Annotated in this window: 23 protein-coding genes; 7 read left to right on the forward strand and 16 right to left on the reverse strand. The window is 72.9% G+C overall.

Annotated features, from left to right (window positions below):
* Positions 1-243 precede the first annotated feature (243 nt).
* Together BX266_RS25605 and BX266_RS25610 are read left to right on the forward strand one after the other, a co-directional pair.
* Entirely contained in the window at positions 244-1,365 is a 1,122-nt protein-coding gene (locus tag BX266_RS25605) for a S9 family peptidase (protein WP_099908308.1), read from the forward strand.
* 228 nt (positions 1,366-1,593) lie between these two features.
* On the forward strand, positions 1,594-3,093 hold the full coding sequence (locus BX266_RS25610) for a hypothetical protein (RefSeq protein ID WP_310794803.1): 1,500 nt from the start codon (positions 1,594-1,596) through the stop codon (positions 3,091-3,093).
* A 111-nt stretch (positions 3,094-3,204) separates the two neighbouring features.
* On the opposite strand, the gene BX266_RS25615 is transcribed toward BX266_RS25610, so the two are convergent.
* From BX266_RS25615 to BX266_RS25655, 9 genes are all read right to left on the reverse strand, one after another.
* Positions 3,205-4,086 (reverse strand): CDP-alcohol phosphatidyltransferase family protein, encoded by an 882-nt coding sequence (locus BX266_RS25615; RefSeq protein WP_399170445.1) that lies wholly within the window; start codon positions 4,084-4,086, stop codon positions 3,205-3,207.
* Complete coding sequence (locus BX266_RS25620) at positions 4,073-4,750, reverse strand: phosphatidylserine decarboxylase (RefSeq protein WP_180290608.1); 678 nt, start codon at positions 4,748-4,750, stop codon at positions 4,073-4,075. Before BX266_RS25620 ends, BX266_RS25615 begins: the two co-directional genes overlap by 14 nt.
* A gap of 444 nt (positions 4,751-5,194) precedes the next feature.
* On the reverse strand, positions 5,195-6,397 hold the full coding sequence (locus tag BX266_RS25625; protein ID WP_099903501.1) for an acyl-CoA dehydrogenase family protein: 1,203 nt from the start codon (positions 6,395-6,397) through the stop codon (positions 5,195-5,197).
* 135 nt (positions 6,398-6,532) lie between these two features.
* Positions 6,533-7,030: a MaoC family dehydratase gene (locus tag BX266_RS25630; RefSeq protein WP_099903503.1), complete on the reverse strand. Its 498-nt coding sequence runs from the start codon at positions 7,028-7,030 to the stop codon at positions 6,533-6,535.
* 5 nt (positions 7,031-7,035) lie between these two features.
* Positions 7,036-8,013 (reverse strand): CoA ester lyase, encoded by a 978-nt coding sequence (locus BX266_RS25635; protein WP_099908310.1) that lies wholly within the window; start codon positions 8,011-8,013, stop codon positions 7,036-7,038.
* A gap of 20 nt (positions 8,014-8,033) precedes the next feature.
* The gene (locus BX266_RS25640) at positions 8,034-10,058 is read right to left on the reverse strand and encodes a protein meaA (RefSeq protein WP_099903505.1); all 2,025 of its coding nucleotides are present in this window, start codon (positions 10,056-10,058) and stop codon (positions 8,034-8,036) included.
* On the reverse strand, positions 10,058-11,395 hold the full coding sequence (ccrA, locus tag BX266_RS25645) for a crotonyl-CoA carboxylase/reductase (RefSeq protein ID WP_099903507.1): 1,338 nt from the start codon (positions 11,393-11,395) through the stop codon (positions 10,058-10,060). The genes BX266_RS25640 and ccrA overlap by 1 nt, the downstream gene beginning before the upstream one ends.
* A gap of 378 nt (positions 11,396-11,773) precedes the next feature.
* The gene (locus tag BX266_RS25650) at positions 11,774-12,685 is read right to left on the reverse strand and encodes a TetR family transcriptional regulator (RefSeq protein WP_099903509.1); all 912 of its coding nucleotides are present in this window, start codon (positions 12,683-12,685) and stop codon (positions 11,774-11,776) included.
* A gap of 218 nt (positions 12,686-12,903) precedes the next feature.
* A complete protein-coding gene (locus BX266_RS25655; RefSeq protein WP_099903511.1) occupies positions 12,904-14,679 on the reverse strand; it encodes a 3-hydroxyacyl-CoA dehydrogenase family protein in 1,776 nt (591 codons plus the stop codon).
* 400 nt (positions 14,680-15,079) lie between these two features.
* Here BX266_RS25655 and BX266_RS25660 point away from each other — a divergent pair, with 400 nt between their 5' ends.
* Positions 15,080-15,661: a Uma2 family endonuclease gene (locus tag BX266_RS25660; protein ID WP_099903513.1), complete on the forward strand. Its 582-nt coding sequence runs from the start codon at positions 15,080-15,082 to the stop codon at positions 15,659-15,661.
* Positions 15,662-15,717: 56 nt separating this feature from the next.
* Here the strand turns inward: BX266_RS25660 and BX266_RS25665 are convergent, their stop codons facing one another.
* Both BX266_RS25665 and BX266_RS25670 read right to left on the reverse strand, forming a co-directional pair.
* The gene (locus BX266_RS25665) at positions 15,718-17,208 is read right to left on the reverse strand and encodes an MFS transporter (RefSeq protein ID WP_099903515.1); all 1,491 of its coding nucleotides are present in this window, start codon (positions 17,206-17,208) and stop codon (positions 15,718-15,720) included.
* A gap of 125 nt (positions 17,209-17,333) precedes the next feature.
* On the reverse strand, positions 17,334-17,972 hold the full coding sequence (locus BX266_RS25670; RefSeq protein ID WP_099903517.1) for a TetR/AcrR family transcriptional regulator: 639 nt from the start codon (positions 17,970-17,972) through the stop codon (positions 17,334-17,336).
* Positions 17,973-18,170: 198 nt separating this feature from the next.
* Here BX266_RS25670 and BX266_RS25675 point away from each other — a divergent pair, with 198 nt between their 5' ends.
* Positions 18,171-19,481, forward strand: coding sequence for a glutamine synthetase family protein (locus BX266_RS25675; protein WP_099903519.1), 1,311 nt, complete (start codon positions 18,171-18,173; stop codon positions 19,479-19,481).
* 129 nt (positions 19,482-19,610) lie between these two features.
* Here the strand turns inward: BX266_RS25675 and BX266_RS25680 are convergent, their stop codons facing one another.
* The gene (locus tag BX266_RS25680) at positions 19,611-20,243 is read right to left on the reverse strand and encodes a hypothetical protein (protein ID WP_099903521.1); all 633 of its coding nucleotides are present in this window, start codon (positions 20,241-20,243) and stop codon (positions 19,611-19,613) included.
* Positions 20,244-20,408: 165 nt separating this feature from the next.
* On the opposite strand from BX266_RS25680, the gene BX266_RS25685 reads away from it, so the two are divergent.
* A complete protein-coding gene (locus tag BX266_RS25685) occupies positions 20,409-20,996 on the forward strand; it encodes a hypothetical protein (RefSeq protein WP_099903523.1) in 588 nt (195 codons plus the stop codon).
* Between the two features lie 97 nt (positions 20,997-21,093).
* Positions 21,094-21,654, forward strand: a complete 561-nt coding sequence (locus BX266_RS25690; protein WP_099908311.1) for a GNAT family N-acetyltransferase — start codon at positions 21,094-21,096, stop codon at positions 21,652-21,654.
* Positions 21,655-21,826: 172 nt separating this feature from the next.
* Here the strand turns inward: BX266_RS25690 and BX266_RS25695 are convergent, their stop codons facing one another.
* Entirely contained in the window at positions 21,827-22,501 is a 675-nt protein-coding gene (locus tag BX266_RS25695; RefSeq protein ID WP_099903525.1) for an NUDIX domain-containing protein, read from the reverse strand.
* Complete coding sequence (locus tag BX266_RS25700; RefSeq protein ID WP_259464846.1) at positions 22,498-22,887, reverse strand: DUF4406 domain-containing protein; 390 nt, start codon at positions 22,885-22,887, stop codon at positions 22,498-22,500. The genes BX266_RS25695 and BX266_RS25700 overlap by 4 nt, the downstream gene beginning before the upstream one ends.
* Positions 22,888-22,937: 50 nt before the next feature.
* Here BX266_RS25700 and BX266_RS25705 point away from each other — a divergent pair, with 50 nt between their 5' ends.
* Positions 22,938-23,696 (forward strand): DeoR/GlpR family DNA-binding transcription regulator, encoded by a 759-nt coding sequence (locus BX266_RS25705; RefSeq protein ID WP_099903527.1) that lies wholly within the window; start codon positions 22,938-22,940, stop codon positions 23,694-23,696.
* A gap of 51 nt (positions 23,697-23,747) precedes the next feature.
* Here BX266_RS25705 and BX266_RS25710 read toward each other — a convergent pair whose 3' ends face one another.
* Together BX266_RS25710 and BX266_RS25715 are read right to left on the reverse strand one after the other, a co-directional pair.
* On the reverse strand, positions 23,748-24,170 hold the full coding sequence (locus BX266_RS25710; protein WP_099903529.1) for a nitroreductase family deazaflavin-dependent oxidoreductase: 423 nt from the start codon (positions 24,168-24,170) through the stop codon (positions 23,748-23,750).
* Between the two features lie 76 nt (positions 24,171-24,246).
* Positions 24,247-24,693 carry a MarR family winged helix-turn-helix transcriptional regulator gene (locus BX266_RS25715; RefSeq protein ID WP_099903531.1) on the reverse strand — a complete coding sequence of 149 codons (447 nt, stop codon included), beginning with the start codon at positions 24,691-24,693 and terminating at the stop codon, positions 24,247-24,249.
* Positions 24,694-24,733: the final 40 nt, after the last annotated feature.

The raw sequence follows: 24,733 nt of genomic DNA on the forward strand, positions 1-24,733 counted from the left end.
CGCAGGCCGCCGGCCTGTTCACGGCCGCCCCGGCCGTCGCAGGACGGCTCGACGACTGGTCCGACCCCCGGCGCGCCCTGCTGCACGACCTGTGCCGCCACCCCGTACCCGACGTCCGCGACGAGGCGCACGCGATCCGGCCGGCGTAGCGCCGGCCGTCACCCGGGCGCCGTCCCGATTCGCCGTCCGGAGCCGGGGCAGGTGCACTGGAGGTACAGGACCGTCAGCACCCGGGAGACCGCCATGCGTTGGGGAACCGCCGCCGCCGTTGCCGCCGCCGCCGCAGGAACCGGGGTGGCGGCCTTCCTGGCGCTCGGCCGGAGAGTGTCCGACCACGTGGTCCACGCCGGCACCGCGCAGGTGGTGTTCGCGCCCGCGCCCGTCAAGGTGATCGCCCTCGGCCCCGGCCGGGTGGTGCTGACCGCCACCGCCGACACCCTCCGCCCCGGGCGGTACGCGCTGGAGTGGGGCGAGGACGGCCACGCCGTGGTCGGCGAGGTGCTCGACCGCAGCGGCGACCGGGTCACCCGGCGGCTGGAGCGCGCCGAGAGCGGCACCCTCGCCGTCGGCACCGAGGTCAGGGTCACCGCGCGGGTGCTGGTCGGCGACCCGCGCACCGCCCTCGGCCTGGACTACGTCGACGTCGAGGTGGCCGGCGACCTCGGCAACCTCCCGGCCTGGCGGACCGCCGGGATCCGCGGCACCTGGGTGGTGCTGATCCACGGCCCGGGCGTCGACCGCGAGCAGGCGCTGCCCGTCCTCCCGCTGCTGCACTCGCTGCGGCTGCCCACCCTGACCGTCAGCTACCGCGGCGACCGGGGCGCCCCGGCCTCGCCGGACGGCCTCAACCACTTCGGCGAGACCGAGTGGCAGGACGTGGACGTCGCGATCCGGTACGCGCTCGCCCAGGGCGCCGGCCGGGTCGTGCTGTACGGCTGGTCGGTCGGCGCGACCATCGCCCTGCACACCGCCGCCCGCTCCACCTGGCGCGACCGGATCGCCGGACTCGTGCTGGACTCCCCGGTCCTGGACTGGTCCGAGACCGTCCGCCGGGAGACCACCCGGGCCTGGTCCTCGCCCGCCCTGGGCGAGCTCGGCACGCTCGCCGCACAGGGCCGCACCGACGTCGACCTGGCCGGGTTCGCCCGGATCGCCTCCGGCGCCGACCTGCCCGCGCCCGCGCTGGTGCTGCACAGCCCCGACGACCCGATCGCCCCGTGGGTCGCCGCCGAGCGCCTCGCCGACGCCCGCGAGGACCGGGTCAGCCTGCACCCGGTGCCGCACGCCGAGCACGCCGCCCTGTGGAACGCCGACCCGGCCGGGTACGCCGAGGCGCTGCGCCGCTTCCTCACCCCGCTGCTGTGAACCGCCGGCGGACCGCCGGCGGCCCTGCGACGGGAACCGGAACCCGGCCCACCGCGTCTCCGTCTCGGAGCGGTCACAGTATGTGCCATGTCCATGACCGAAAGTGGAGTGATTCGCCCCGCTTCGTCCGGACACGTCCCCCCACCGTTCGAGCGGTTCGGACAGGACGCCGAGACAGCTCGGCAGCCGATGTGACAGAAGGCCCGTACAAGGGGAAGACTGCACGGCGTGACGTCTCGGAACCCGCGCGACCGTGATGCCCCGCACCCGCCGCCCCACCGCACCGGTGCGACGGTGACCCGTCTGCCCGGAACGGCCGTCGGGCGTGCGGAGGGCACCCAACCCGCCGCCAACCGCCGCCGGGTCCCCGCCAAGCCCGGACGCGGCCGAGTGCCCGTCCCGGACGGCTTCCCCGCACCCGCCGAACTCGCCCCGCTGGCGCGCCGCATGCTCGCCGACGCGGTCCGCGTCGCCCGCTGGGCCGGCGAACTCGGCGAGGTCGACAAGCGCGGCGAACTCCTCCCCGAGGACGCCCGCGCCGCCGGCCGCGCCCTTGCGATGACCGTCGGCGCCGCCGCCAACGCCTGGGGCCAGGCCCTGCTGGTCGGCCTGGTCGAACTCCGCGACGGCGGCGCGGGACCGGGCTGGCGCCTGCACGCCTGGGACCACGACGACGAAGCCGTGGTCCGCGGCTGGTCCGCGCTCTTCGACGCCTGGACGCTGCTCGCCCCCGTTCCGCCCGCCGCGCTGCGCGGCGTCTTCGCCCAGCTGGCCGGCCAGGCCGTCGACCAGGCGCCCCAGCTGCTGTCCTTCCTGCACCTGGTGGACGGGCCGGTCGCCGACAGCGAGCTGCTCGAACTGCTGCGCCGCGGCCTCGACGAGCGCCGGCTCACCCCGGGCAGCGGCACCTTCCCGCTGTCCCCGGTGCCGCACGCCGCCTCCGCGGTCTCCGCCGTCCGCGGCACCTGCCGCGAGCCGCAGATCGACACCCCGCACTCGCCCGCCGACGTCGCCGCCGTCCTCGACTGGATGCTCGACGGCCTGGCCGCCGTCGGCGCGCTCGGCCGCCGCGACGAGGCCGCCGAGCTGTCCCCGCTGGGCCACTGGGCGGTCCGCGCCAAGCTGGAGGAGATCTGCACCGTCGCGCAGACCGCCGCCGGCCACATCGAGCAGAGCGCCCTGGAACTGCTCAGCGCCTGCGCCGACTACACCCCCGGCCCGGCCCGCGCGGAGTTCCGCGCCTGGGTCGCCGCCCGCCCCGCCGACCGCGCCGTGGCCGAACTCCTCGAAGCCGCCCGCGGCGAGGACGCCCTGGTCCGCGGCCTGGCCTTCGAGGCACTCCGGGTGGTCGCCGGCTCGACCGCCGAGCAGGGCGTCCGGGCCGCCGTCGAGGAGGCCGTCCTGCGGCCCTACGCGCTCCTCTGGCTGGCCGAACAGCTGGACGAGGAACCGGTGTCCCCCGCCGACGTGCTCGGGGCGGAGGACGCCGCCTGGCTGTGGGTCGACACCGCCGCCGCCGTCCTCGACCACGGCGAGACCAACCTCCTGGTCGGCCACGTCGAAGCGGCCTCGGCCGGCGAGCCGGTCCGGCTCTTCAACCGCGCCCGCCAGTCCGGACACCCCCGCGCCGCCAGCGTCCTCACCGCGGTCGCCTCGGTCCACCCCGACCCGGCGGTGGCCCGCGCCGCGCGCCGGAGCGCCTTCTCGGTCCACACCGGCGGAGCCTGACCCCATCCGAACGCGTCCCGCCAGGGGCGCGGGGAGCTGCGCGAAGCGGAAGCCCGCACAAGCAAGAAGCCGCCCTCCCGGGGAATCCCCGGGAGGGCGGCTCTCTTGCTGTCAGCCCCGGTTCTCGGCCCGGCGGGCGCGGACCACGCCCACCTTCTCGCCGACCTTGCGGCGGATGACCAGCAGCGGCGCCATCGCCGCGAGCGCGATCTGGGCGACCGCACCGACGTGCATCAGCGTGTCGCCGCCGGGCAGCCCGGCCGCCCAGGAGGCCAGGCAGCCGATGGAGACGACGATCCAGGCCAGCGTCGCGGTGGCCAGCAGGCCCTGCGGCTTCGGGTACTCGATCCGACTGACCATCAGGTACGCCACGCCGAGGATCATCAGCAGACCTGGGATGAACGGCGGGTCGAGCAGGACGATCGCCAGCACCGTCATCGCGCCCATCGGGCAGGGCATGCCCTGGAAGATCCCGGGTCGCATCTTGACCGCCGAGAAGCGGGCCAGCCGCAGCACCACCGCGAGCAGCACGGTCAGCGCGATGAACGCGGACAGCTGCTGGTTGGAGCCGGGGGAGACCAGGCCCCACACCGCGACGAAGTAGGCCGGCGCGATGCCGAAGCTGATCAGGTCGGCCAGGTTGTCGAGCTCGGCGCCGAGCGCGGAGGAGCGCAGCTTGCGCGCCACCAGGCCGTCGAAGAGGTCGCACATGGAGCCGATCAGCAGCAGGGTGACCGCGGTGGCGGCGCTGTGCTTGACCGGGGCGCTGGACTCGTCGGTGAGGTGCGGCATGAGGATTCCGGTGGTGATCGAGTAGATCGCCAGGAAGCCGCAGACGGCGTTGCCCAGGGTCAGGAAGTCGGCGGTGGACAGGTGCTGCGGGGAGCGGGGGGCCCGCAGTTCGCGGTCCCGCGCCCAGCGGCGACGGCGGAGCTCGGTCGACTCCTCGTCGTCGCCGAGGCCCACGAGGGTCTCAGGATCAGTCACGGTCAAGGCGAGTCACCCCGGCGGTGGTCTTCTGGCCGACCGTGACGCCGACCTCGACGCCCGCCGGCAGGTAGGTGTCGACGCGGGAGCCGAAACGGATCAGGCCGACCCGCTCGCCCTGCTCGACCTTGGTGCCGGCGTCCATGTAGGGGACGATGCGGCGGGCGACAGCACCCGCGATCTGCACCATCTCGATGTCGCCGAGCTCGGTGTCGAAGTGCCACACGACGCGCTCGTTGCGGTCGCTGTCCTTGTTGAACGCCGGGACGTACCCACCGGCGATGTGCTCGACGGACGTCACGGTGCCGGCCAGCGGCGCGCGGTTGACGTGGACGTTGAGCGGGCTCATGAACACGGCGACGCGGGTCCGGCCGTCCGGCCACTCGTCGATGGACTGGACCACGCCGTCGGCCGGCGAGATGACCCGGCCGGCGCCGATCTCGCGCTCGGGGTCGCGGAAGAACCACAGCATGCCCGCGCTGAGCGCGCAGGCCGGTACGGCAGCCAGGGCCCACTTGCCGGAGCGCCGGGTGAGGGCGGTCGTCACGGCGGCGGTGGCCAGCGTGGGCACGAACCACGGGGTGGCGCCGCGCGCGATGGTCACGCGGGGACGCCGACCCTCGGGCGCGGAACCCTGGGCGGAGGTGTGAGGGGACGGGCTGATGGGCATCGAAGACCTTTAGTCGCGGGCCCCGCGCGGGGACACTGAATGGCCCCTGGACGGGGGCCACCGCGGGGATCGAGTTGTCTGGGACGGCTGCTGTCCCGGTGGATGCTATCGGGACCTGCCCGTACCTGGGCAAGCCGCCTGCTAGTCGAACTACGCCTGCCTGCTGAGTCGGGCACCTGCTATGTGTACGACCGTAACCGGACCGGGTCCGGTTCCCCAAGGGGTCTCGGGTTCCGGGTGAGTCACGTCTCAGCGTGTCGCGCGCGACGCGCGGTGCACGGAGGCAGCCGCCCGGCGCGTACCTGGGGAAACGCGCCGGGCGGCTGCTCCGTGCGCCGCGTCCGCCCCATGGACGGCTGACCAGGCCGGGGCGGGCGCGGAGCGGGTCGACGGCGGGCCCGCACGCCTGCCGCCGACCGCGGGGAGGGACTGTCTCGGGGCCGACTAGTCGGCGAGCCGGTACTCCTCCAGGAGCCGGCGTCCCACGATCATCTTCTGGATCTCCGCCGTACCTTCACCGATCAGCAGCATCGGGGCCTCCCGGTACAGCCGCTCGATCTCGTACTCCTTGGAGAAGCCGTAGCCGCCGTGGATCCGGAAGGAGTCCTCGACGACCTCCTTGCAGTACTCGGAGGCGAGGTACTTGGCCATGCCGGCCTCCAGGTCGTTGCGCTGCCCGCTGTCCTTCTTGCGGGCGGCCATCACCATCATCTGGTGCGCGGCCTCGACCTTGGTGGCCATCTCGGCGAGCTTGAACTGGATCGCCTGGTGCTCGGCGATCTTCTTGCCGAAGGTGACCCGCTGCTGGGCGTAGGCGATGCCCAGCTCGAAGGCCCGGCGGGCCACGCCGCAGCCGCGGGCGGCGACGTTGACCCGGCCGACCTCGACGCCGTCCATCATCTGGTAGAAGCCCTTGCCGGGGACGCCGCCGAGGATCCGGTCCGCCGGGACGCGGACGTCCTGCAGCACCAACTCGGTGGTGTCGACGCCCTTGTAGCCCATCTTCTCGATCTTGCCGGGCACGGTCAGGCCGGGGACCGTCTCGTTCGGCCCGAAGCCCGGGGTCTTCTCGATCAGGAAGGTGGTCATGTTCTTGTACGGGGTGTTGCCGCCCTCGTCGGTCTTGCAGAGCACCGCGACGACGGACGAGGTGCCGCCGTTGGTCAGCCACATCTTCTGGCCGTTCAGGACGTAGAAGTCCCCGTCCCGCACGCCCTTGGTGGAGATCGCCGACACGTCGGAGCCCAGGCCCGGCTCGGACATCGAGAAGGCGCCGCGCAGCTCGCCGGCCGCCATCTTCGGCAGGAAGTAGTCCTTCTGCTCCTGGGTGCCGTGCGCGTTGATCATGTGCGCCACGATGAAGTGGGTGTTGACGATGCCGGAGACGGACATCCAGCCGCGGGCGATCTCCTCCACCACCAGGGCGTAGGTGAGCAGCGACTCGCCGAGGCCGCCGAACTCCTCCGGGATGGTGAGCCCGAACAGGCCGAGCTGCTTCATGCCCTCGACGATGGCGGTCGGGTACTCGTCCTTGTGCTCCAGCTCGGTGGCGACCGGAATGATCTCCTTGTCGACGAACTCCCGCACGGTGGCGAGGATGTCCCGCTGGATCTCGGTGAGGCCGTCGGTCTGTGCGAGGCGTCCCATCGTGCGGCTCCGTGACTGCTCAAGAGGGATGAGGGTGGGGGGGCTCCGCGGCGCGTGGCTGCCGCGGAGCCCCTGGTACCGGGTGGGGGCTGGGCCGATGACGGCGGCCCGCCCGTCCGGGGCTGAGGGGGTGGGTCAGGCCAGGGGCTCGGGGCGGCCGGGCTGGTCGCCGCCGCGCTCCTTCAGGTACTGCTCGGTGGGCACCATCACCTTGCGGCGGAAGATGCAGACCACGGTGCCGTCCTGCTTGTAGCCCTTGGTCTCGACGTACACGATGCCGCGGTCCGGCTTCGAGGTCATGTTCTTGTCGAGGACCGTGGTCTCGCCGTAGAGGGTGTCGCCGTGGAAGGTCGGCGCGATGTGGCGCAGCGACTCGATCTCCAGGTTGGCGAGCGCCTTGCCGGAGACGTCCTCGACGCTCATGCCCAGCAGCAGCGAGTAGATGTAGTTGCCGACCACGACGTTCTTGCCCTGCACGGTGGTGGTCGCGTAGTTGGCGTCCATGTGCAGCGGGTGGTGGTTCATGGTGAGCAGGCAGAACAGGTGGTCGTCGTACTCGGTGACGGTCTTCCCGGGCCAGTGCTTGTAGACCGCGCCGACCTCGAACTCCTCGTAGGTGCGTCCGAACTGCATCGCGCTCAGGCCTCCGCCGTCTTGTCGGAGACAGGCTGTTCGAACTTGGTGGTGCGCTCCATCCCCGCGGCGCGGCCCTTGCCGGCGATGACCAGGGCCATCTTGCGGCTGGCCTCGTCGATCATCTCGTCGCCGAGCATCGCGGAGCCCTTGGCGCCGCCGGCCTCGGAGGTGCACCAGTCGTAGGCGTCGAGGATCAGCTCGGCGTGGTCGTAGTCCTCCTGCGCGGGCGAGTAGATCTCGTTCGCGGCGGACACCTGGTCGGGGTGCAGCACCCACTTGCCGTCGAAGCCGAGGGCGGCGGAGCGCCGGGCGACCTCGCGGTAGCCCTCCTGGTTGCGGATCTGCAGGTAGGGGCCGTCGATGGCCTGCAGGTCGTTGGCGCGGGCGGCCATCAGGATCCGCATCAGGATGTAGTGGTAGGCGTCGGCGCCGTAGCCGGGCGGCTGCTCGCCGACCACCAGGGACTTCATGTTGATGGAGGCCATGAAGTCGGCCGGGCCGAAGATGATGGTCTCCAGGCGCGGCGAGGCCTGCGCGATGGCGTCCACGTTGATCAGGCCCTTGGCGTTCTCGATCTGCGCCTCGATGCCGATCTTGCCGACCTCCAGGCCGACGGTCTTCTCGATCTGGGTGAGCAGCAGGTCCAGCGCGATCACCTGCTGGGCGTCCTGCACCTTGGGCAGCATGATGCAGTCCAGGTTCTGGCCGGCGCCCTCGACGACGGTGATGACGTCGCGGTAGGTCCAGTGCGTGGTCCAGTCGTTGACCCGCACGACGCGGGTCTTGCCGCCCCAGTCGCCGTTGTTCAGCGCGTCCACGATGTTGTGGCGGGCGCTCTCCTTGACCAGCGGGGCGCAGGCGTCCTCCAGGTCGAGGAAGACCTGGTCGGCCGGCAGGCCCTGGGCCTTCTCGAGGAAACGCGGGTTGCTGCCCGGCACGGCCAGGCAGGACCGGCGCGGACGGAGGCGGTTCACAGTCATTGAGGGGGGTTCCTTCCGGGTCAGCTGGTCGCGGCGGTGGTCGCGGCCCACGGCTGAAGCCTGTTGGCCAGCCGGATCTCGTCCACGATCCGGCCGATGATGGTGGTGATGCCGAAGTCCTTGGGTGTGAACACGGCAGCGACTCCGGCGGCCCGCAGGACCTCCGCATCCGCAGCCGGGATGATTCCACCCACGATCACCGGCACATCCTCCACCCCCGCGCGGCGCAGCCGGTGCAGGACGTCCGGCACCAGTTCGGGGTGCGCCCCGGAGAGGATGGACAGGCCCACACAGTGCACGTCCTCGGCGACGGCCGCGGAGACGATCTGTTCGGGCGTCAGGCGGATGCCCTGGTAGACCACCTCGAAGCCGGCGTCGCGGGCCCGGACGGCGATCTGCTCGGCGCCGTTGGAGTGTCCGTCCAGGCCGGGCTTGCCGACCAGCAGGCGCAGCTTGCCGGCGCCGAGTTCGGCGGCGGTGGCGGCGACGGCCTCGCGGACGGCGGCGAGTTCGCCGCCGGGCTCGGCGGCGACCGCGACGGGCGCGCCGCCGACGCCGGTGGGGGCCCGGTACTCGCCGAACACCTCGCGCAGCGCGAAGGACCACTCGCCGGTGGTGGCGCCGGCCCGGGCGCAGGCCAGGGTGGCGTCCATCAGGTTCTGCGCGGTGGCGGCCACCTCCTTGAGGCGGGCCAGGGACTGCTGCACGGCGGCCTCGTCGCGGCCGGCCCGCCAGGACTCCAGGTTGTCCAGCACGGAGCGCTCGGAGGCCGGGTCGACCACCATGATGGCGGTGTCCAGGTCGGCGGTGAGCGGGCTGTCCTCGGTGGTGTCGAAGCAGTTGACGCCGACGATCCGGTCCTGGCCGGCCTCGATCCGGGCCCGCCGCTCGGCGTGCGAGGCGACCAGGTTGGACTTCAGGTAGCCGGACTCGACGGCCGGGATCACCCCGCCCATCTCCAGCACCTTGGCGATCTCCGCCTCGGCGCCGGCCAGCAGTTCCTCGGTCTTCGCCTCGACGACGTGCGAGCCGTTGAACAGGTCGCCGTACTCCAGCAGGTCCGACTCGTAGGCCAGCACCTGCTGGATGCGCAGCGACCACTGCTGGTCCCACGGCCGGGGCAGGCCCAGCGCCTCGTTCCAGGCCGGGAGTTGGACGGCCCGGGCGCGGGCGTCCTTGGACAGCGTGACGGCCAGCATCTCCAGCACGATGCGCTGGACGTTGTTCTCCGGCTGGGCCTCGGTCAGGCCGAGCGAGTTGACCTGCACGCCGTAGCGGAACCGGCGCTGCTTGGCGTCCTCGATGCCGTAGCGCTCCCGGGTGACCTTCTCCCACAGCCGGTTGAAGGCGCGCATCTTGCACATCTCCTCGACGAAGCGGACGCCCGCGTTGACGAAGAAGGAGATCCGGCCGACCACCTCGCCCATCCGCTCGGCCGGGACCTGCCCGGAGTCGCGGACGGCGTCGAGGACGGCGATCGCGGTGCACATCGAGTAGGCGATCTCCTGGACGGGGGTCGCCCCGGCCTCCTGCAGGTGGTAGCTGCAGATGTTGATCGGGTTCCACTTCGGGAGGTGCGCCACGGTGTAGGCGATCATGTCGGTGATCAGCCGGACGGAGGGGCCGGGCGGGAAGACGTGCGTCCCGCGCGACAGGTACTCCTTGACGATGTCGTTCTGGGTGGTGCCGGTGAGCTTGGCGATGTCCGCGCCCTGCTCCTCGGCGACCACCTGGTACAGCGCCAGCAGCCACATGGCGGTGGCGTTGATGGTCATCGAGGTGTTGGTGCGCTCCAGCGGGATCCCGTCGAACAGGGTCCGCATGTCGCCCAGGTGCCCGACCGGCACGCCGACCCGGCCGACCTCGCCGCGGGCGAGGACGTGGTCGGAGTCGTAACCGGTCTGGGTCGGCAGGTCGAAGGCCACCGACAGGCCGGTCTGGCCCTTCGCCAGGTTCCGCCGGTAGAGCGCGTTGGAGTCGCTCGCGGTGGAGTGCCCGGCGTAGGTGCGCATCAGCCAGGGGCGGTCGCGTTCCTGAGCGGCCATCAGATGTCCCGGAAGGCGTTGATCTTGGTGAGGTGCTGCTCGCGGAGCTCGTGGTTGCGCACGCCCAGGCCTTCCTGGGGGGCGAGGCAGAGCACGCCGACCTTGCCCTGGTGCTTGTTGTGGTGCACGTCGAGGGCGGCCTGGCCGGTCTCCTCCAGGGAGTAGACCTTCGACAGGGTCGGGTGGATCTTGCCCTTGGCGACCAGCCGGTTGGCCTCGAAGGCCTCGCGGTAGTTGGCGAAGTGCGAGCCGACGATGCGCTTCAGCGACATCCACAGGTAGCGGTTGTCGTACTGGTGCATGTAGCCGGAGGTGGAGGCGCAGGTGACGATGGTGCCGCCCTTGCGGGTGACGTAGACCGACGCGCCGAAGGTCTCGCGGCCCGGGTGCTCGAAGACGATGTCGACGTCCTCGCCGCCGGTGAACTCGCGGATCTTCGACCCCAGGCGCTTCCACTCGCGCGGGTCCTGGTTGTTCTCGTCCTTCCAGAACCGGTAGCCCTCGGCGGAGCGGTCGATGATCGCCTCGGCGCCCATGGCGCGGCAGATGTCGGCCTTCTGCGGGCTGGAGACCACGCAGATCGGGGTGGCGCCGCCGGCCAGCGCGTACTGGGTGGCGTACGAGCCGAGGCCGCCGCTGGCGCCCCAGATCAGCACGTTGTCGCCCTGCTTCATGCCGGCGCCGTTGCGGGAGACCAGCTGGCGGTAGGCGGTGGAGTTGACCAGGCCCGGGGAGGCGGCCTCCTCCCAGGTGAGGTGCTTGGGCTTGGGGAGCAGCTGGTTGGTCTTCACCAGGGCGATCTGGGCCAGGCCGCCGAAGTTGGTCTCGAAGCCCCAGATGCGCTGCTCCGGGTCCATCATCGTGTCGTTGTGGCCGTCCGGGGACTCCAGCTCGACCGACAGGCAGTGCGCGACGACCTCGTCGCCCGGCTTCCAGGCGTTGACGCCGGCGCCGGTGCGCAGCACCACGCCCGCCAGGTCGGAGCCGAGCACGTGGTACGGCAGGTCGTGACGGTTCGTCAGCGGCGAGAGGCGCCCGTAGCGCTCCAGGAAGCCGAAGGTGGAGACCGGCTCGAAGATCGAGCTCCACACGGTGTTGTAGTTGACCGAGCTGGCCATCACGGCGACCAGGGCCTCGCCCGGGCCGAGCTCGGGCAGCGGCACGTCGTCCAGGTGGAGCGACTTGCGCGGGTCCTTGTCGCGGCTGGCGAGGCCGGCGAACATCTGCTCCTCGTCCTTGTGGAGCGTCACGGCCCGGTAGGACTCGGGCAGCGCGATGGCGGCGTAGTCCGCGGACGTGGCGTCACCGCTGAGGATCGCGTCGAGAATTTCCTGCATGGCTGCCTCCGAAGGCGTACCTGTGCGAGGGACACAGGGCGTCTGGGGGAGCCGGGAGCGGACACCGGCTTCGCTGAGGGTCTGAGGGTGGGTACTGCGGGTGCGGCGGGTCTGGGTGGTCGCCGCGTGGGTGCTGCTGGTTCTCGTCCCCTCGGTAGGGGACGCCGGTGGACGGCGCGCCGAGGTGGGGAGCCGCGGCGCCGCAGCCGGTGGGAACAAGGTAGTGGCACCCTGTGCCACTCGTAAAGACACGCGGTGCCAAGTTGTGGCGTGAGCCAGGACACGCTGTGCCGAGCGCCGCCGGGAACGCCCGAAGGCCCGTTCCCGAAATCGGGAACGGGCCTTCGAATCTGCTGCCACCTGCGGAAACTGCCTGGATTATGCGGGAGTTCTACCGGCCAGCGCGGCTCTGATCGAATCCACCACGGTCTCCAGCGGTGCGTCCGTCCGGGCGACTGTGATCAGTACCTCACCGCCCGGGCTGGCACTCAGTGCGCTCACTGCACTCGGCTCCTCCGGCGACGCTCCGTCACCATTGGCACCGGGTGCCAGCGTGGTTCCGCGGCGGCGGGCGCCGCTCGGCGGGGTCGGCCAGAACGTCCCCCTGATCACCTCGAAGGAGTGGTCCAGCTGCGCCTCCACGTCGCCGTGGCTCCCGGCCCGCAGCCAGCGCCGCAGCACGTGGTTGTGCGCCGCGACCACCGCCGCCGCCGAGACCTCGGCCAGCATCGAGTCGTCGTCCCCGCCGCGCTGCCAGCCCGGCGGGGTCTGCTCGGCCGCGTCGAACCGGCCCAGCAGGTAGCGGGTGAACAGCCGCTCGTAGCGGGAGACCACGGCGATCTCGCGCTCGCGCAGCGCCGGCACCTGCCGGATCAGCTGGTAGCGGGCCACCGACATGTCCGGGGTGGAGGCGTACATCCGCAGCACCTCCTTGATGCCCCGGCACACCACGTCCAGCGGGTGCTCCTCCGGCTCGGCGCTCGCCAGCAGGTCGGCCACCCGCACCAGGGTGTCGTCGTGGTCCGGGAAGATCGCCTCCTCCTTGGACCGGAAGTACCGGAAGAAGGTGCGCCGGGCGACGCCGGCGGCGGCCGCGATCTGATCGACCGTCGTCTCCTCGTACCCCTGGGTGGCGAACAGCTCCATGGCCGCCGCGGTGAGGTCCTGGCGCATCTGCAGCCGCTGGGCGGCGGCCCGGCGGCTGCCCGCTCCGGACTCCACCCCCGACCGCGTCTGGTCCGGCCCGGCGGCCGGCGGCTGCTGCTGGGAGGGCGAGGTCTGGCGATCCATGTTCGGAACGCTACACGCACCCAGCGGCGCCCCGGTCGGCCTGGCCCGCCGCACCGGCGCCGCAGGCGGCGCCACCGCGGGCCGCGGCCACCGCGAGGAGACCGCACCCGTACCCCAAGGGGGCCTCGCCGCACCGGCGTCGACCCCTCCGGCGGGCGACGGCCGGGGCCCCGGGGCGGACCCCGGAGCGGACGCCGCGGCGGGCCCCGGACGCCCGGTCATCGCCGTGCGTGGTCGCGGAAACCGCGGCCGGTCTTGCGGCCCAGGCAGCCCGCCGCGACCAGGTGCTCCAGCAGCGGCGCCGCCGCCAGGCCCGGCTCGCGGAACTCCTGGTGCAGCACCTGCTCGATGGTCAGCGACACGTCCAGGCCCACCACGTCCAGCAGCTCGAACGGGCCCATCGGGTAGCCGCAGCCCAGCTTCATCGCGGTGTCGATGTCGTCCACCGTCGCGTAGTGCTCCTGCAGCATCCGCACCGCGTCGTTCAGGTACGGGAAGAGCAGCGCGTTCACGATGAACCCGGCCCGGTCGCCGCACTCCACGGCGTGCTTCTTCACCGTGCCGCACAGCTCCAGCACGGTCGCCGTGACGTCCTCCGCGGTCAGCACCGTGGAGACCACCTCGACCAGCTTCATGGCCGGCGCCGGGTTGAAGAAGTGCATCCCGATCACGTCCTGCGGGCGGGAGGTCGCCGTCGCGCAGGAGATCACCGGCAGCGAGGAGGTGGTGGTGGCCAGCACCGCGCCCGGCTTGACGAACTTGTCCAGGGCGCCGAACAGCTCGCGCTTGACCGCCAGGTCCTCCGCGACCGCCTCCATCACCAGGTCGACGTCCGCCAGGTCCTGGTACGAGCCGGTCGGGGTGACCAGTGCCAGCGCCGCGTCCCGGGCCTGCTCGGTGAGCCGGCCCTTGGCCACCGAACGCTCCAGCGACTTCGCCAGCTGCGCCTTCGCCCTCTCCGCCTTCTCCTGGCTGCGGGCCGCCAGCAGCACCGGGAAGCCCGCCTTCGCGAACACCTCCACGATGCCGGTCGCCATCGTCCCGCTGCCGCACACGCCGACGCTGCGCACCTCGCGGCCCGCCGCCCGCGTCTGCGCCGCCGCGGCCTCCTCGGCGACCACCTTGGACGAGCCCGGGGCCTCGTAGGTGTAGAAGCCGCGGCCCGACTTGCGGCCCAGCAGCCCCGCCGCGACCAGCTGGCCGAGGATCGGCGCCGGGGCGTGCAGCCGGTCCCTGGACTGCTCGTACATGGCCTCCAGCACGGTGCGGGCGGTGTCCACGCCGATCAGGTCCAGCAGGGCCAGCGGGCCCATCGGCAGCCCGCACCCCAGCCGCATCGCCGCGTCGATGTCCTCCCGGGTGGCGTACCGGGACTCGAACATCGCCGCCGCCTGGTTCAGGTACGCGAACAGCAGGCCGTTGGCGATGAAGCCGGCCCGGTCGCCCGCCGCCACCGGCTCCTTGCCCAGGTCGCGGGCCAACTCGGCGACCTGATCGGCCGCCTGAGGGGAGGTCAGCACGGTGCGGACCACCTCGACCAGCTTCATGGTGTGCACCGGGTTGAAGAAGTGCACGCCCAGCACGCGCTCCGGCCGGGCGGTGGCCGCCGCGATCCGGGTCACGCTCAGCGCGGTGGTACCGGTCGCCAGCACCGTCTCCGGCGGGCAGATCCGGTCCAGTTCGGCGAACAGGGCGCGCTTCAGCTCCAGGTCCTCCGGGACCTCCTCGATCACCAGGTCCGCCTGCGCCGCCGCCGTCAGGTCGGCGCCGACCTCGATCAGCGCCAGCAGCGCGGCGCGCTCCTCGGCGGTGAGCCGCTCGCGCTCCACCGCCCGCGCGGTGGCCGCCTCGATCCGGGCCAGCGCCCGCACCGCCTGGGTCGGGCCGGCCTCCACGCCGATCACCCGCCGGCCGCTGCGCGCAACCGCCACGGCCACCCCGGCACCCATGGTGCCCAGGCCGACCACGGCAACAGTGGGGAAGGGACGCTCCATTGTCCAGACTCCTTGTCATGGGCCCCGTGCCGCGGCCCCCGCCACCGTCCGGCCGCGACAGCGCGACCCCGGACGGAGGGTGTGACGAGGGAGGGTGTGCCGACGGCACGGGAGAAACGGGAACGGAAGAAGAACAGCGGCGACCCCGTCGTCCGGTCCGGTCCGCTCCGGTCCCGTCGAGGGGCACGTGCCGTGGTGCTCAGGCGCTCCGCAAGGATCATGAAGCGACGCCGACGCGCACACAGGGAAGAAACGCCACCCGCCGGTGCGGCTCCCGAAGCCCGGCGCTGGTGCGTGCCGACACTGTAGCCCAGCTACTCACGGGTAGGAAGAGGGAAGTGCGGCACGCCGGGACGGCTCCTGCTCAATACTGTGGCCGCAACTCCCCGAGGAGGACACCATGGCTGTCATGACGACTGAGCACCCGCAGATGGAACTCGAGCAGTTCAGAGAGATCGCCATAGCCGCGGAGCGGCAGGACGTGGTGCTCGAGTTCATCAACGGCAGGATCGGAGTCAAGCCGGTGCCCGACGGCGACCACGGAGAGATCATTCGCTGGGTCTCGAAGCGCTGCATGCAGTACCGCCCGGACCTGTGGCTGTACGCGGAGCAGGGCTTGAAGGTGGAGCGCTACCGGGCCGGTCACGCGAAGCCCGATGGCGCGCTCGCCCGAGACGGGGCCTTCGCCGGTCAGGGCGAGTGGGCCGACCCGGCGCAGGTGCTGATGGTGGTCGAGGTGACGTCCTACGACACCGACACCCACCAGCGGGACCGGGTCGAGAAGCCGGTGGCGTACGCCGAAGCCGAGATCCCGGTGTACCTGTTGATCGACCGTGACGCCGGTTCGGTGACCGTGCACAGCGAGCCCGGCGACGGCCGGTACGAGAGCATCGTGACGCTGGCCTACGGCCACGAGGTCGTGCTGCCCGGCCCGGTGGGCATCACGCTGGACACCGAAGAGTTGAAGCGCTACTCGCGTTGAACGCCGAACGGCCCGCCCGGAGGGTTCCGGGCGGGCCGTTCGGGGGTGACGGGGTGTCAGTGCGCCATGACGGGGACGGCGTCCTCGGCGGTGGCGTCCGCGGCGTGGTGCTCGGGCTTGCCGGCGTTGATCAGGGCGAAGGCGGTGACGCCGGCCAGGACCAGGATGCCGAAGGCCCACCAGATCGCGGTGGTGTAGGAGTGCACGGCGGCCTGGAGCTTGAACAGCTCCGGGTTGGCGCCCGCGGCGGCGCCGTGGGCCTTGCCGTACGCGACCGCGGCGCTGTTCGCGACGGTGCTCAGCAGGGCGGTGCCGATCGCGCCGCCGACCTGCTGCGAGGTGTTGACCATCGCGGAGGCGACGCCGGCGTCCCGCGGCTGCACGCCGTAGGTGGCCAGGCTCATGGCGGGCATGAAGGCGGTGCCCATGCCGAGGCCCATCAGGACCAGGCCCGGCAGGATCTGCCAGTACGAGGTGCCGACGTCGATCTGGGTGAGGATCAGCAGGCCGAGCGAGGCGACCAGGAAGCCGGGCGCCATCAGGTACCGGGCCGGGACCCGGGTCATCAGGCGGGCGCCGATCTGGGTGGAGCCGGTGATCATGCCGGCCACCATCGGGAGGAAGGCCAGGCCGTTGACGACCGGCTTGTAGCCCAGCACGCCCTGCATGTAGAAGGTCAGGAACAGGAACAGGCCGAACATGCCGATCACGGCCATGCCGAGCGAGAGGTAGACACCGCCGCGGTTGCGGTCGGTGACCACGCGCAGCGGCAGCAGCGGGGCCTTGACCCGGCTCTCGACGAACACGAACGCGGCGAGCAGCACCGCGGCGGCGACGAACAGGCCGATGGTGGTGCCGTCGCTCCAGCCGTTGCTCTCGGCGCGGGTGAAGCCGTACACCAGGGAGACCAGGCCGGCGGTGACCAGCACCACGCCGGGGATGTCGAGCTTGTTGCGGTTGAGGCCGACGGCGGGCTCGCGGATGACCAGGACGGCGCCGAGGATGGCGATCACCGCGAACGGGATGTTGACGTAGAAGGTCCAGCGCCAGTTCAGGTACTCGGTGAGGACGCCGCCCAGGATCAGGCCGATCGCACCGCCACCGCCGGCGACGGCGCCGTAGATGCCGAACGCCTTGGCGCGCTCCTTGCCGTCGGTGAACATCACCGCGAGCAGCGACAGCGCGGCGGGCGCGAGCAGCGCGCCGAACACGCCCTGCAGGGCGCGGGCGCCGAGCAGCATGCCGGTGTTGACGGCGGCGCCGCCGATCGCGGAGGCCGCGGCGAAGCCGATCAGGCCGACCATGAAGGTCCGGCGACGGCCCCACAGGTCCGCGATGCGGCCGCCGAACAGCAGGAGTCCGCCGAAGGCCAGCGCGTACGCGGTGATGACCCACTGGCGGCTGCTGTCGGCGAAGCCGAGGTCGGTCTGGGCGCTCGGGAGCGCGATGTTCACGACGGTCGCGTCGAGCACGACCATGAGTTGCGCCAGCGCGATGAAGACCAGCGCCTTCCACCGGCGCGGGTCCGGCTGGAGGGTGTCAGACATGAAGGTGTACCCACTTGTGTGTGCGAGAGCGTACGGAGACGTTCGAAAGCGTGCGAGGTCACAGGACCCTGTCGGGCGTCCTGCGGAGGAAGAGTCGTGGAACGTGCGGTTTCGGCCGTGAGGGTTCAGGCGCGGTGCTTCAGGTCCTCCAGGGTCACGGCACGGCCGGGCAGCGCGGACGGGGCGGAGTGCGTCCGCAGGCCGTCCAGCAGGAGCTGCAGGTGACGCCGGACGTGCGGGTCCAGGTCGAGGCAGCCGAAGCCGGGGAGCGGTCGGGTGAGCTGGGCCATGGCGACCACCACGTCGCCGGCGCCGACGTCGGCGCGGAGCAGCCCGTCGCGCTGCGCGCGGGTGATCAGGTCCTCGGTGACCTGCTTCATCTCGGCGCGCGCTTCGACGAGTTCGGGGTCGTTGGGGTCGACCGAGTCGGACAGCAGGGGACAGAGCGCGCCGATCCGTTCGTCGGCCGCGGCGAGCACGAAGCGGCTGAAGGCCGCGAAGGAGTCGGGCTCCTCGGCGGCGGCCGCGTGCGCGTGGGCGACGATCCGCTCCATCACGGCGAGCGAGACCTGGTGGATCAGCGTCCGGCGGTCGGCGAAGTTGCGGTACAGCGTGGCGTTGCCGACTCCGGCCCGGCGGGCGATCTCGTCCAGCGGGGCCATCGCCCCGTACTCGACGAACGCCTCCCGGGCCGCGGCCACGATGCGCGCCCGGTTGCGGGTCGCGTCCGCGCGCTGGCGGGGAGCTGCGGCGACAGTGGTCATGGTGTGCTCCCTTCGAGCGGCGGTGTTCGGAGTGGGGAGCGACTCCCCGGTTTGTTGCGGACAGATGACTAAACGGGGAGTAGCTCCCCGGAAATTTCATCATCCGATGTGACCTGCGTCACACCGGTTCCGCCACGGACGGGTGAGCGCCCGGCCAGGTCGCCCGACGGCCGCATCCGCGCTGGCCAGGATGGGTCCATGAGCACCGCCAAGCCCCGCACCGAACGCGCCGCCGAGGCCCGGGTGATCGCCACCCGGATCGAGGCCGAGGGCGTCGACGGCGTGATCGTCGGCTGGGTCGACAACGCCGGCGTCACCCGGGTCAAGACCGTACCCGTCCGCGCCCTGGAGGCCGCCGCGCAGTGGGGCGTCGGCGCCGCCCCCTGCTTCGACGCCTTCCTGGTGGACGACTCGCTCGCCCCCGGCGGCAGCCCGGTCGGCGACCTGCGCCTGGTCCCCGACCTGGCCGGGCTGCACCGCCTGGCCGCCCAGCCCGGCTGGGCCTGGGCCCCCGGCGACCGGTACACCCAGCACGGCGAGCCGCACTCCGGCTGCCAGCGGCAGTTCGCCCGCCGCACCGCCGAGGCGCTCGCCGAACGCGGGCTGGCCGTGCTGGCCGGCATCGAGGTGGAGTGGATCGTCGACGGCGGCGAGTCGGGCCCCGCGTACGGCATGCGCCGGCTGATCGGCCACAGCGACTACCTGCGCGACCTGCTGCGGGCCCTGCGCGAGCAGCAGCTGACAGTGCTCCAACTGCACCCGGAGTACACCGAGGGCCAGTTCGAGCTGTCGGTCGCGCCCGCCGGGCCGGTGGCGGCCGCCGACGCGGCGCTGCTGGTCCGGCAGACCGTCCAGGCGGTCTCGCTGCGGCACGGGCTGCACGCCAGCTTCGCGCCCGTCACCGAGCCCGGCGGCGTCGGCAACGGCGGCCACCTGCACCTCAGCCTGTGGCGGGACGGTCACAACCTCGGGCACGGCGGCAGCGGCCCGCACGGCCTGACCCGGGAGGCCGAGGCGTTCCTGGCCGGGGTGCTCGCGGAGCTTCCCGCCCTGCTGGCGCTCGGCGCGCCGTCCGTCGCCAGCTACCTGCGGCTGGTCCCCGGCCGCTGGTCCGGGCCGCACCGCTGCTGGGGCCTGGAGAACCGGGAGGCCGCGCTGCGGCTGATCACCGGATCCGTGCCCGAGCAGGCCAACGCCGAGATCAAGTGCTTCGACGCCGCCGCCAACCCGTACCTGGCGATCGGCGGCGTGCTCGCCGCCGGCCTGGCGGGCCTCGGCCGGGCGCTCCACCTGCCCGCCGAGACCACCGGAGACCCCGACGGAGCCGCCGAACGCCTGCCCGACTCGCTCGACCGGGCGGTGGACGCACTGCGCAAGTCCGAGGTGCTGCGCGACGCGATGGGCGAGCAGCTGTGGCGGTCGGTGATCGACGTCCGGGAGGCGGAGATCGCCCGGTTCGCCGACCGCACCCCGGAGCAGATCGTGGAGGCGGTCCGGTACCGGTACTGACGGTCCGTCAGACAGTCTGTCGGCCCGGCAGATCCGGCTCGGCGTCTCCTGGAGCAGGGCCTCCGCGGAACGGGCTCCGGATAGTCCGCGTCGCGGCCGGCTTCGACGGGGCTCCGCGACCTTCCGGGTTCAGCGGCGCGGGCGCTGCCCGGCGCCGCGGCAGATCGGGCACGCGCGGCCGCCCCGGCACTCCCGGCAGGTGGCCCGGCCCTCGGTGGGGCCGATCACCCAGGTGACGCCGCCCGTCGTCCAGCCGCGGCCCCAGCACTCCTCGCACCGTCCCAGGCCCTCGCACTCGGGGCAGAGTTCCCACCCCGGACGGACGTCGCCGGGGGAGAGCAGCGGCTCGGGGCGGACGAACTCCTCGGCGCGGTGCAGCACCATCGGCTCGGTCTCGGCCCGGCACAGGGTCAGGCCGCGCCGCGGGTGGAAGTGCAGCCGGAGTTTCAGCCCGTCGCGCTGGGCGTGCAGCACCACCGCGCCGGACTCGCTCCGCTCCCGGGTCAACTGCCAGTCGGCCAGCAGGGCTTCGGCCCGGGCCGGCAGACCGGGGTCGTTCGGCGGCCGGTCGAAGGCGACCTGCCGGTAGTGCGCGAAGCTCAGCGGGTTGCCCCAGGCGACGATGTCCGGGTGCTCGGGCAGGGCGGCGGGCGGTGCCTGTCCCGGGGCCAACTCTGCCAGCAGCGCCGCGAATTCGGCGAACAACTGCTCGCCGCGCCGCCGCAGTTCGGCCCGCGCGCCGGGTATCTCCTCGCCGGTCATGGCCCCCCGCCTCGATAGCACCGTCAGCCGGTCCGGGGCGTCCGGGTGGTGCTCGGAGCGCGCCGGGCGAGCCGATTGTAGGCGGCCTCCCCGGGCCCGCCGCTCCCGGGGAGGCCGGGCGGAGGACCGCTCGTCTATCCTCGTCGTCGGCCGAAGGGGGCGGGGATGTTCTGGATCGGGCTGGTGCTGTTCGTAGTGGTGGGCGGCGAGTTGGGGGCGGTGGTCTCGGGGGCGACCAGGCTCGGGGACGGCGGGGTGGGCCGGTTCGTGATCGGGGTCAACCTGGTCCCGTGGACGGGGCTGGTCGCGGGTGCGATGGTCTTCGCGGGCCGGCGCAGCCGGGCCGGGCTGCAGGTGGTGCAGGGCCCGATGTCGCCGGCCCTGGCCCGGGTGGAGGCCGCCCGGGCGACCGGCGACGGCCCGGAGCACCTGGTGCACCTGGATCTGACGGTGGCCCCGAAGGGCCGCGGCGCGTACCGGGTGAACGCCGTGGCCCGGGTGAACGTGATGGACCTGTCGGAGTACCGGGCGGGGCGGACGCTGGACGTCAGCCACGACCCGGAGCGGCCGTGGCGGGTCACGGTGCCGGGCCGGCAGACCGGGGCTGTGCAGGTCCCGCTGGACACCGCTCCGGAGAGCACCCGGGAGACCGCGCCGAAGCCGGTCCCGGCGTCCGCCCGCGGGCCGCTCCTCGGCTGCCTGCTCGCCGTCCTCGCGGGAACGGCCGGGTACCTGCTCATCTGGGGCCTGTGAGTGCCGAGTTCGCGGGCCGCCCCGGCGGAGCGCCGTGGTGGGCGGCGACTGCGCCAACTCCCGGACGCCGTCCGCGTACGCATGGTACGAAGATCGGATGACTAGCTACTGGACGGGTGAACGGGTCCGCCTGCGGGCGGTGGAGCCGGACGACGGGCCGCTGCTCGCGCGGCTCTCGGCGCAGGAGGAACGTCTCGGGGACGCGCTCAACCCGCCGCGCTCCGCCGAGGGCTGGCAGAGCGTCGCCCGGGAGGGCGCCACCGCCGACCCGACCGGCGACACCTACCAACTGGTCGTCGAATCCCTGGAGGAGAAGGTCGCGGTCGGTTCGATCGGCGTCCACCGGGCCGACTCGCGCAGCGGCTGGTTCGAGTACGGCCTCACCATCGCCGAGGAGCACCGCCGCCGCGGCTACGCCACCGAGGCCGCCCGCCTGGTGCTGCGCCACCAGTTCGAGGAACGGCGTCACCACAAGGCCACCGCGCGGGTCTTCGCCCACAACGAGGCCTCGCTGCAGCTCCAGCGCCGGCTCGGCTTCACCGAGGAGGGCCGCCTCCGCCGCCACCTGTTCGTGGCGGGCCGGCACGTCGACGTGGCGCTGTTCGCGTTCTTCGCGGAGGACTTCTTCGCCAAGTACGGCGGCCCGACCCGGCCCTGACCCCTCCTGCACGTTTCTGCACGTTTTCGGGAACGCGTGGGGAACGGAGACCGCCGGGGAGCCGACAGGCGCCCCGGCGGCCTGCGGACCGGGAGAGCCGCCCGGGTGACGGCGCGGTCCGCTGCCTGGCCGGCCGGAAGACACCCGTGGCCCGGGGCCGCAGCCGGGGGCCTCAGCGTTCCCGGGCGCCGGCGAACGGGCCGTGCAGGGCGGCCCACTGGAGCAGCAGGACGGTCTTGCCGTCGGCGATGCGGCCGTCCCGGGTCATCGCGAGCGCTTCGGCGAAGGGGAGTTCGAGCACCTCGATGTCCTCGCCGTCGTCCTCCAGGCCGCCGCCGGGTCCGGTCCGGTCGGCGGGACGGTAGGGGGCGGCGTAGCAGTGCAGGCGCTCGGTGACCGAGCCCGGGCTCATGAACGCGTCCACCACCAGGGTGAGCGGGCCGAGCCGGACGCCGAGCTCCTCGGCGCTCTCGCGGCGCACCGCGGTCTCGGGGTCGTCCTCGTCGAGCAGGCCGGCCGCCGCCTCGATCAGCATGCCGTCGGGGTGCCCGTTGACGTAGGCCGGGTAGCGGAACTGGCGGGTGAGCAGGACCACCCCGCGTTCGGTGTCGTACGGCAGGACCGCGGCGCCGTTGCCCCGGTCGTAGGTCTCGCGCTGCTGGGTGGTCCAACGGCCGTCGCGGCGGCGGTAGTCGAAGGTGGTGCGGCGCAGCACGTGCCAGCCGCGGGAGGTGAGTTCCACCTCGCGGACCAGGACGTCGGGGTTGCGGCGCAGGTCGCGCCCGGCGCGGTCGAGGCCGGTGCGGCCGCGGTGGTCGGGGGCGTCGACGCCGGGGCGGGCAGTCATGCGGCCCGCTGCGGTGCGCGGTGCGGGAGTTCGGAGACGTCGTGGTAGACGGGGAGGCCGCGGCGGCGTGCGGTGGCGACGTCCTGGTCGGCCCCGGTGGACTCGCCGGGCAGGCGGAGCACGGCGTCGCAGTGGGCGAGCAGCCGGTCGGCGGCGGGGTAGAGCACCTGCTCGGCGAGCGGGTCGGTCGGCCCCGCGCCGGCGGAGTGGAGCACCGGGAGGGCGATCCACTCGCCGATGACGGGAAGGTGGCCGGCGGCGAAGACGGGCCAGGCGGCCGCCTCCAGCCGGGCCAGGTTGGCGGCCATCGCCTGCGGGTCGCCGTCGGTGCCGGAGCGGTACGGTCCGGCGATCAGGACGAGCATGGGTGCATCGGTGTCGGTCATGGTCGGCTACGATACACGCAGAAACGTGAAGGAACAGGAGGGAGCAAGCAATGCTCGCTGCGGAACGGCGCGACCACCTGCTCGGGCTGCTGGCCCGCGAGGGGAAGGTGGTCGCCAAGGAGGTGGCCGCCGACCTGGGCATCTCCGAGGACAGCGTCCGGCGCGACCTGCGTGACCTGGCCGCGGAAGGGCTCTGCCAGCGGGTCTACGGCGGGGCGCTGCCCGCCTCGCCCGCCGTGGTCGGTTACGCCGAGCGGCAGTCCGTCACGCCCGGCGGGAAGCGCCGCGTCGCAGCGGCGGCCGTCGCCCTGGTCCGTCCCGGCAGCACGCTGATCCTGGACGGCGGCACCACCGCGCTCGCGGTGGCCGAACTGCTGCCGCCGGACCTCCACTGCACCGTGATCACACACAGTCCGACGGTGGTCGCGGCCCTGCTGGAACACCCGCGGGCGGAGCTGTTCCTGCTCGGCGGACGGGTGTTCAAGCACTCCGCGGTGGCCTGCGGCGCGGCGGCGGTCGAGGCCGCCCAGAACGTCTCGGCCGACCTCTGCCTGCTCGGCGTCACGGGCGTCCACCCGGACGCGGGCCTGACCACCGGCGACGCCGACGAGGCCGCCATGAAGCGCGCCCTCGCCGCCCGCGCCGCCGAGACCTGGATCCTCGCCTCCGCGGAGAAGATCGGCGCCGCCTCCCCGTTCCGGGTCCTGCCCTGGGACCGGATCACCGGTCTGATCACCGACGCCGATCCGGCCCACCCCGCCCTGGAGCGCCTCACCGCGGCCGGCGTGGAGATCCTCCCGGCCCGCTGACCGCCGCCCGGGCGCTGGATCCCGCCGATCGGCGCGGCACGACGGCCCGGGTCAGCTCGTCGCGTCCCGCGTCAGGACGACCACCGGGATCCGGCGTCCGGCCCGCTCCTGGAACCCCGCGAAGTACGGGGTGTGCGGCAACTGCCGGGCCCAGAGCCGGTCGTGTTCGGCGCCCTCGGCCACGGACGCGGTGACCGCGAAGCTCTCCGCGCCGACCTCGACCCGGGCGGCCGGGTCGGCGAGCAGGTTGTGGTACCAGCCGGGGTGGTTCGCCCGGCCCCCGTTGGCCCCGAAGATCACCAGCCGCCCGCCGTCCTCCAGGTAGGTCACCGGCATGACGCGCGACTCCCCGCTGCGGGCGCCGGTGGTGGTGAGCAGAAGCAGCGGCACGCCGGCGAAGTCGCCGCCCACCACCCCGGCGGAGGAGCGGAATTCGTCGATGACCAACTGGTTGCGCTGAAGTCGTTCTGACACGTGGACCCCTCTCGGGAGTCTCGAACCGACGGAGCGTCAAGCACGCTACGCGCCGACGGGCTCGCCGCGCATCCGGTCAGTGCGGGACGTGCTGTCCGCCGAGGGTGCGCAGGGTCTCGGTCAGGGCGGTGCGCTGGGCTCCGGTGAGGCCGGCGGTGAGGTCGGCGTCGGCGGCCTCGGCGGCTTCGGCGCAGCGGGTGAGCAGGTTCCGGCCGTGGGCGGTGAGGGTGAGGACCTGGCGGCGGCGGTCCTCGGGGTCGCGGACGCGTTCGACCGCGCCGAGCTCCTGCAACTGGTCGGCGAGCGCCACGATCAGGCTGGGGGCGACGCCCAGGCGGGTGGCCAGCTCCTGCTGGGAGGCGGCGGATCCGGCGTCCAGCGCGGCGAGCAGCCCGGCGTGCTTGGGCTTCAGGCCGAGCGCGTCGACCCGGGCGGCGAAGCGGTCGGAGGCCAGGGCGCCGAGGGTGCCCAGGTTGAAGACCAGTGTGGCGCGCAGCGCGGCTGCTCCCTTGACATCGCTCATGACGAGAATGATACCGTCCCCGTATCGTTCAAAGCTCGAA

Source organism: Streptomyces sp. TLI_171 (assembly GCF_003610255.1).
Taxonomy (GTDB): Bacteria; Actinomycetota; Actinomycetes; order Streptomycetales; family Streptomycetaceae; genus Kitasatospora.

What these genes read in the sequence shown, in the direction of transcription:
- BX266_RS25605 (WP_099908308.1), top strand. Translation starts at nt 244, where the DNA reads ATGCGTTGGGGAACCGCCGCCGCCGTTGCCGCCGCCGCCGCAGGAACC.
- BX266_RS25620 (WP_180290608.1), bottom strand. Translation starts at nt 4,750, where the DNA reads ATGCCCATCAGCCCGTCCCCTCACACCTCCGCCCAGGGTTCCGCGCCC.
- BX266_RS25625 (WP_099903501.1), bottom strand. Translation starts at nt 6,397, where the DNA reads ATGGGACGCCTCGCACAGACCGACGGCCTCACCGAGATCCAGCGGGAC.
- BX266_RS25630 (WP_099903503.1), bottom strand. Translation starts at nt 7,030, where the DNA reads ATGCAGTTCGGACGCACCTACGAGGAGTTCGAGGTCGGCGCGGTCTAC.
- BX266_RS25635 (WP_099908310.1), bottom strand. Translation starts at nt 8,013, where the DNA reads ATGACTGTGAACCGCCTCCGTCCGCGCCGGTCCTGCCTGGCCGTGCCG.
- BX266_RS25640 (WP_099903505.1), bottom strand. Translation starts at nt 10,058, where the DNA reads ATGGCCGCTCAGGAACGCGACCGCCCCTGGCTGATGCGCACCTACGCC.
- ccrA (WP_099903507.1), bottom strand. Translation starts at nt 11,395, where the DNA reads ATGCAGGAAATTCTCGACGCGATCCTCAGCGGTGACGCCACGTCCGCG.
- BX266_RS25650 (WP_099903509.1), bottom strand. Translation starts at nt 12,685, where the DNA reads ATGGATCGCCAGACCTCGCCCTCCCAGCAGCAGCCGCCGGCCGCCGGG.
- BX266_RS25655 (WP_099903511.1), bottom strand. Translation starts at nt 14,679, where the DNA reads ATGGAGCGTCCCTTCCCCACTGTTGCCGTGGTCGGCCTGGGCACCATG.
- BX266_RS25660 (WP_099903513.1), top strand. Translation starts at nt 15,080, where the DNA reads ATGGCTGTCATGACGACTGAGCACCCGCAGATGGAACTCGAGCAGTTC.
- BX266_RS25665 (WP_099903515.1), bottom strand. Translation starts at nt 17,208, where the DNA reads ATGTCTGACACCCTCCAGCCGGACCCGCGCCGGTGGAAGGCGCTGGTC.
- BX266_RS25670 (WP_099903517.1), bottom strand. Translation starts at nt 17,972, where the DNA reads ATGACCACTGTCGCCGCAGCTCCCCGCCAGCGCGCGGACGCGACCCGC.
- BX266_RS25675 (WP_099903519.1), top strand. Translation starts at nt 18,171, where the DNA reads ATGAGCACCGCCAAGCCCCGCACCGAACGCGCCGCCGAGGCCCGGGTG.
- BX266_RS25680 (WP_099903521.1), bottom strand. Translation starts at nt 20,243, where the DNA reads ATGACCGGCGAGGAGATACCCGGCGCGCGGGCCGAACTGCGGCGGCGC.
- BX266_RS25685 (WP_099903523.1), top strand. Translation starts at nt 20,409, where the DNA reads ATGTTCTGGATCGGGCTGGTGCTGTTCGTAGTGGTGGGCGGCGAGTTG.
- BX266_RS25690 (WP_099908311.1), top strand. Translation starts at nt 21,094, where the DNA reads ATGACTAGCTACTGGACGGGTGAACGGGTCCGCCTGCGGGCGGTGGAG.
- BX266_RS25695 (WP_099903525.1), bottom strand. Translation starts at nt 22,501, where the DNA reads ATGACTGCCCGCCCCGGCGTCGACGCCCCCGACCACCGCGGCCGCACC.
- BX266_RS25700 (WP_259464846.1), bottom strand. Translation starts at nt 22,887, where the DNA reads ATGACCGACACCGATGCACCCATGCTCGTCCTGATCGCCGGACCGTAC.
- BX266_RS25705 (WP_099903527.1), top strand. Translation starts at nt 22,938, where the DNA reads ATGCTCGCTGCGGAACGGCGCGACCACCTGCTCGGGCTGCTGGCCCGC.
- BX266_RS25715 (WP_099903531.1), bottom strand. Translation starts at nt 24,693, where the DNA reads ATGAGCGATGTCAAGGGAGCAGCCGCGCTGCGCGCCACACTGGTCTTC.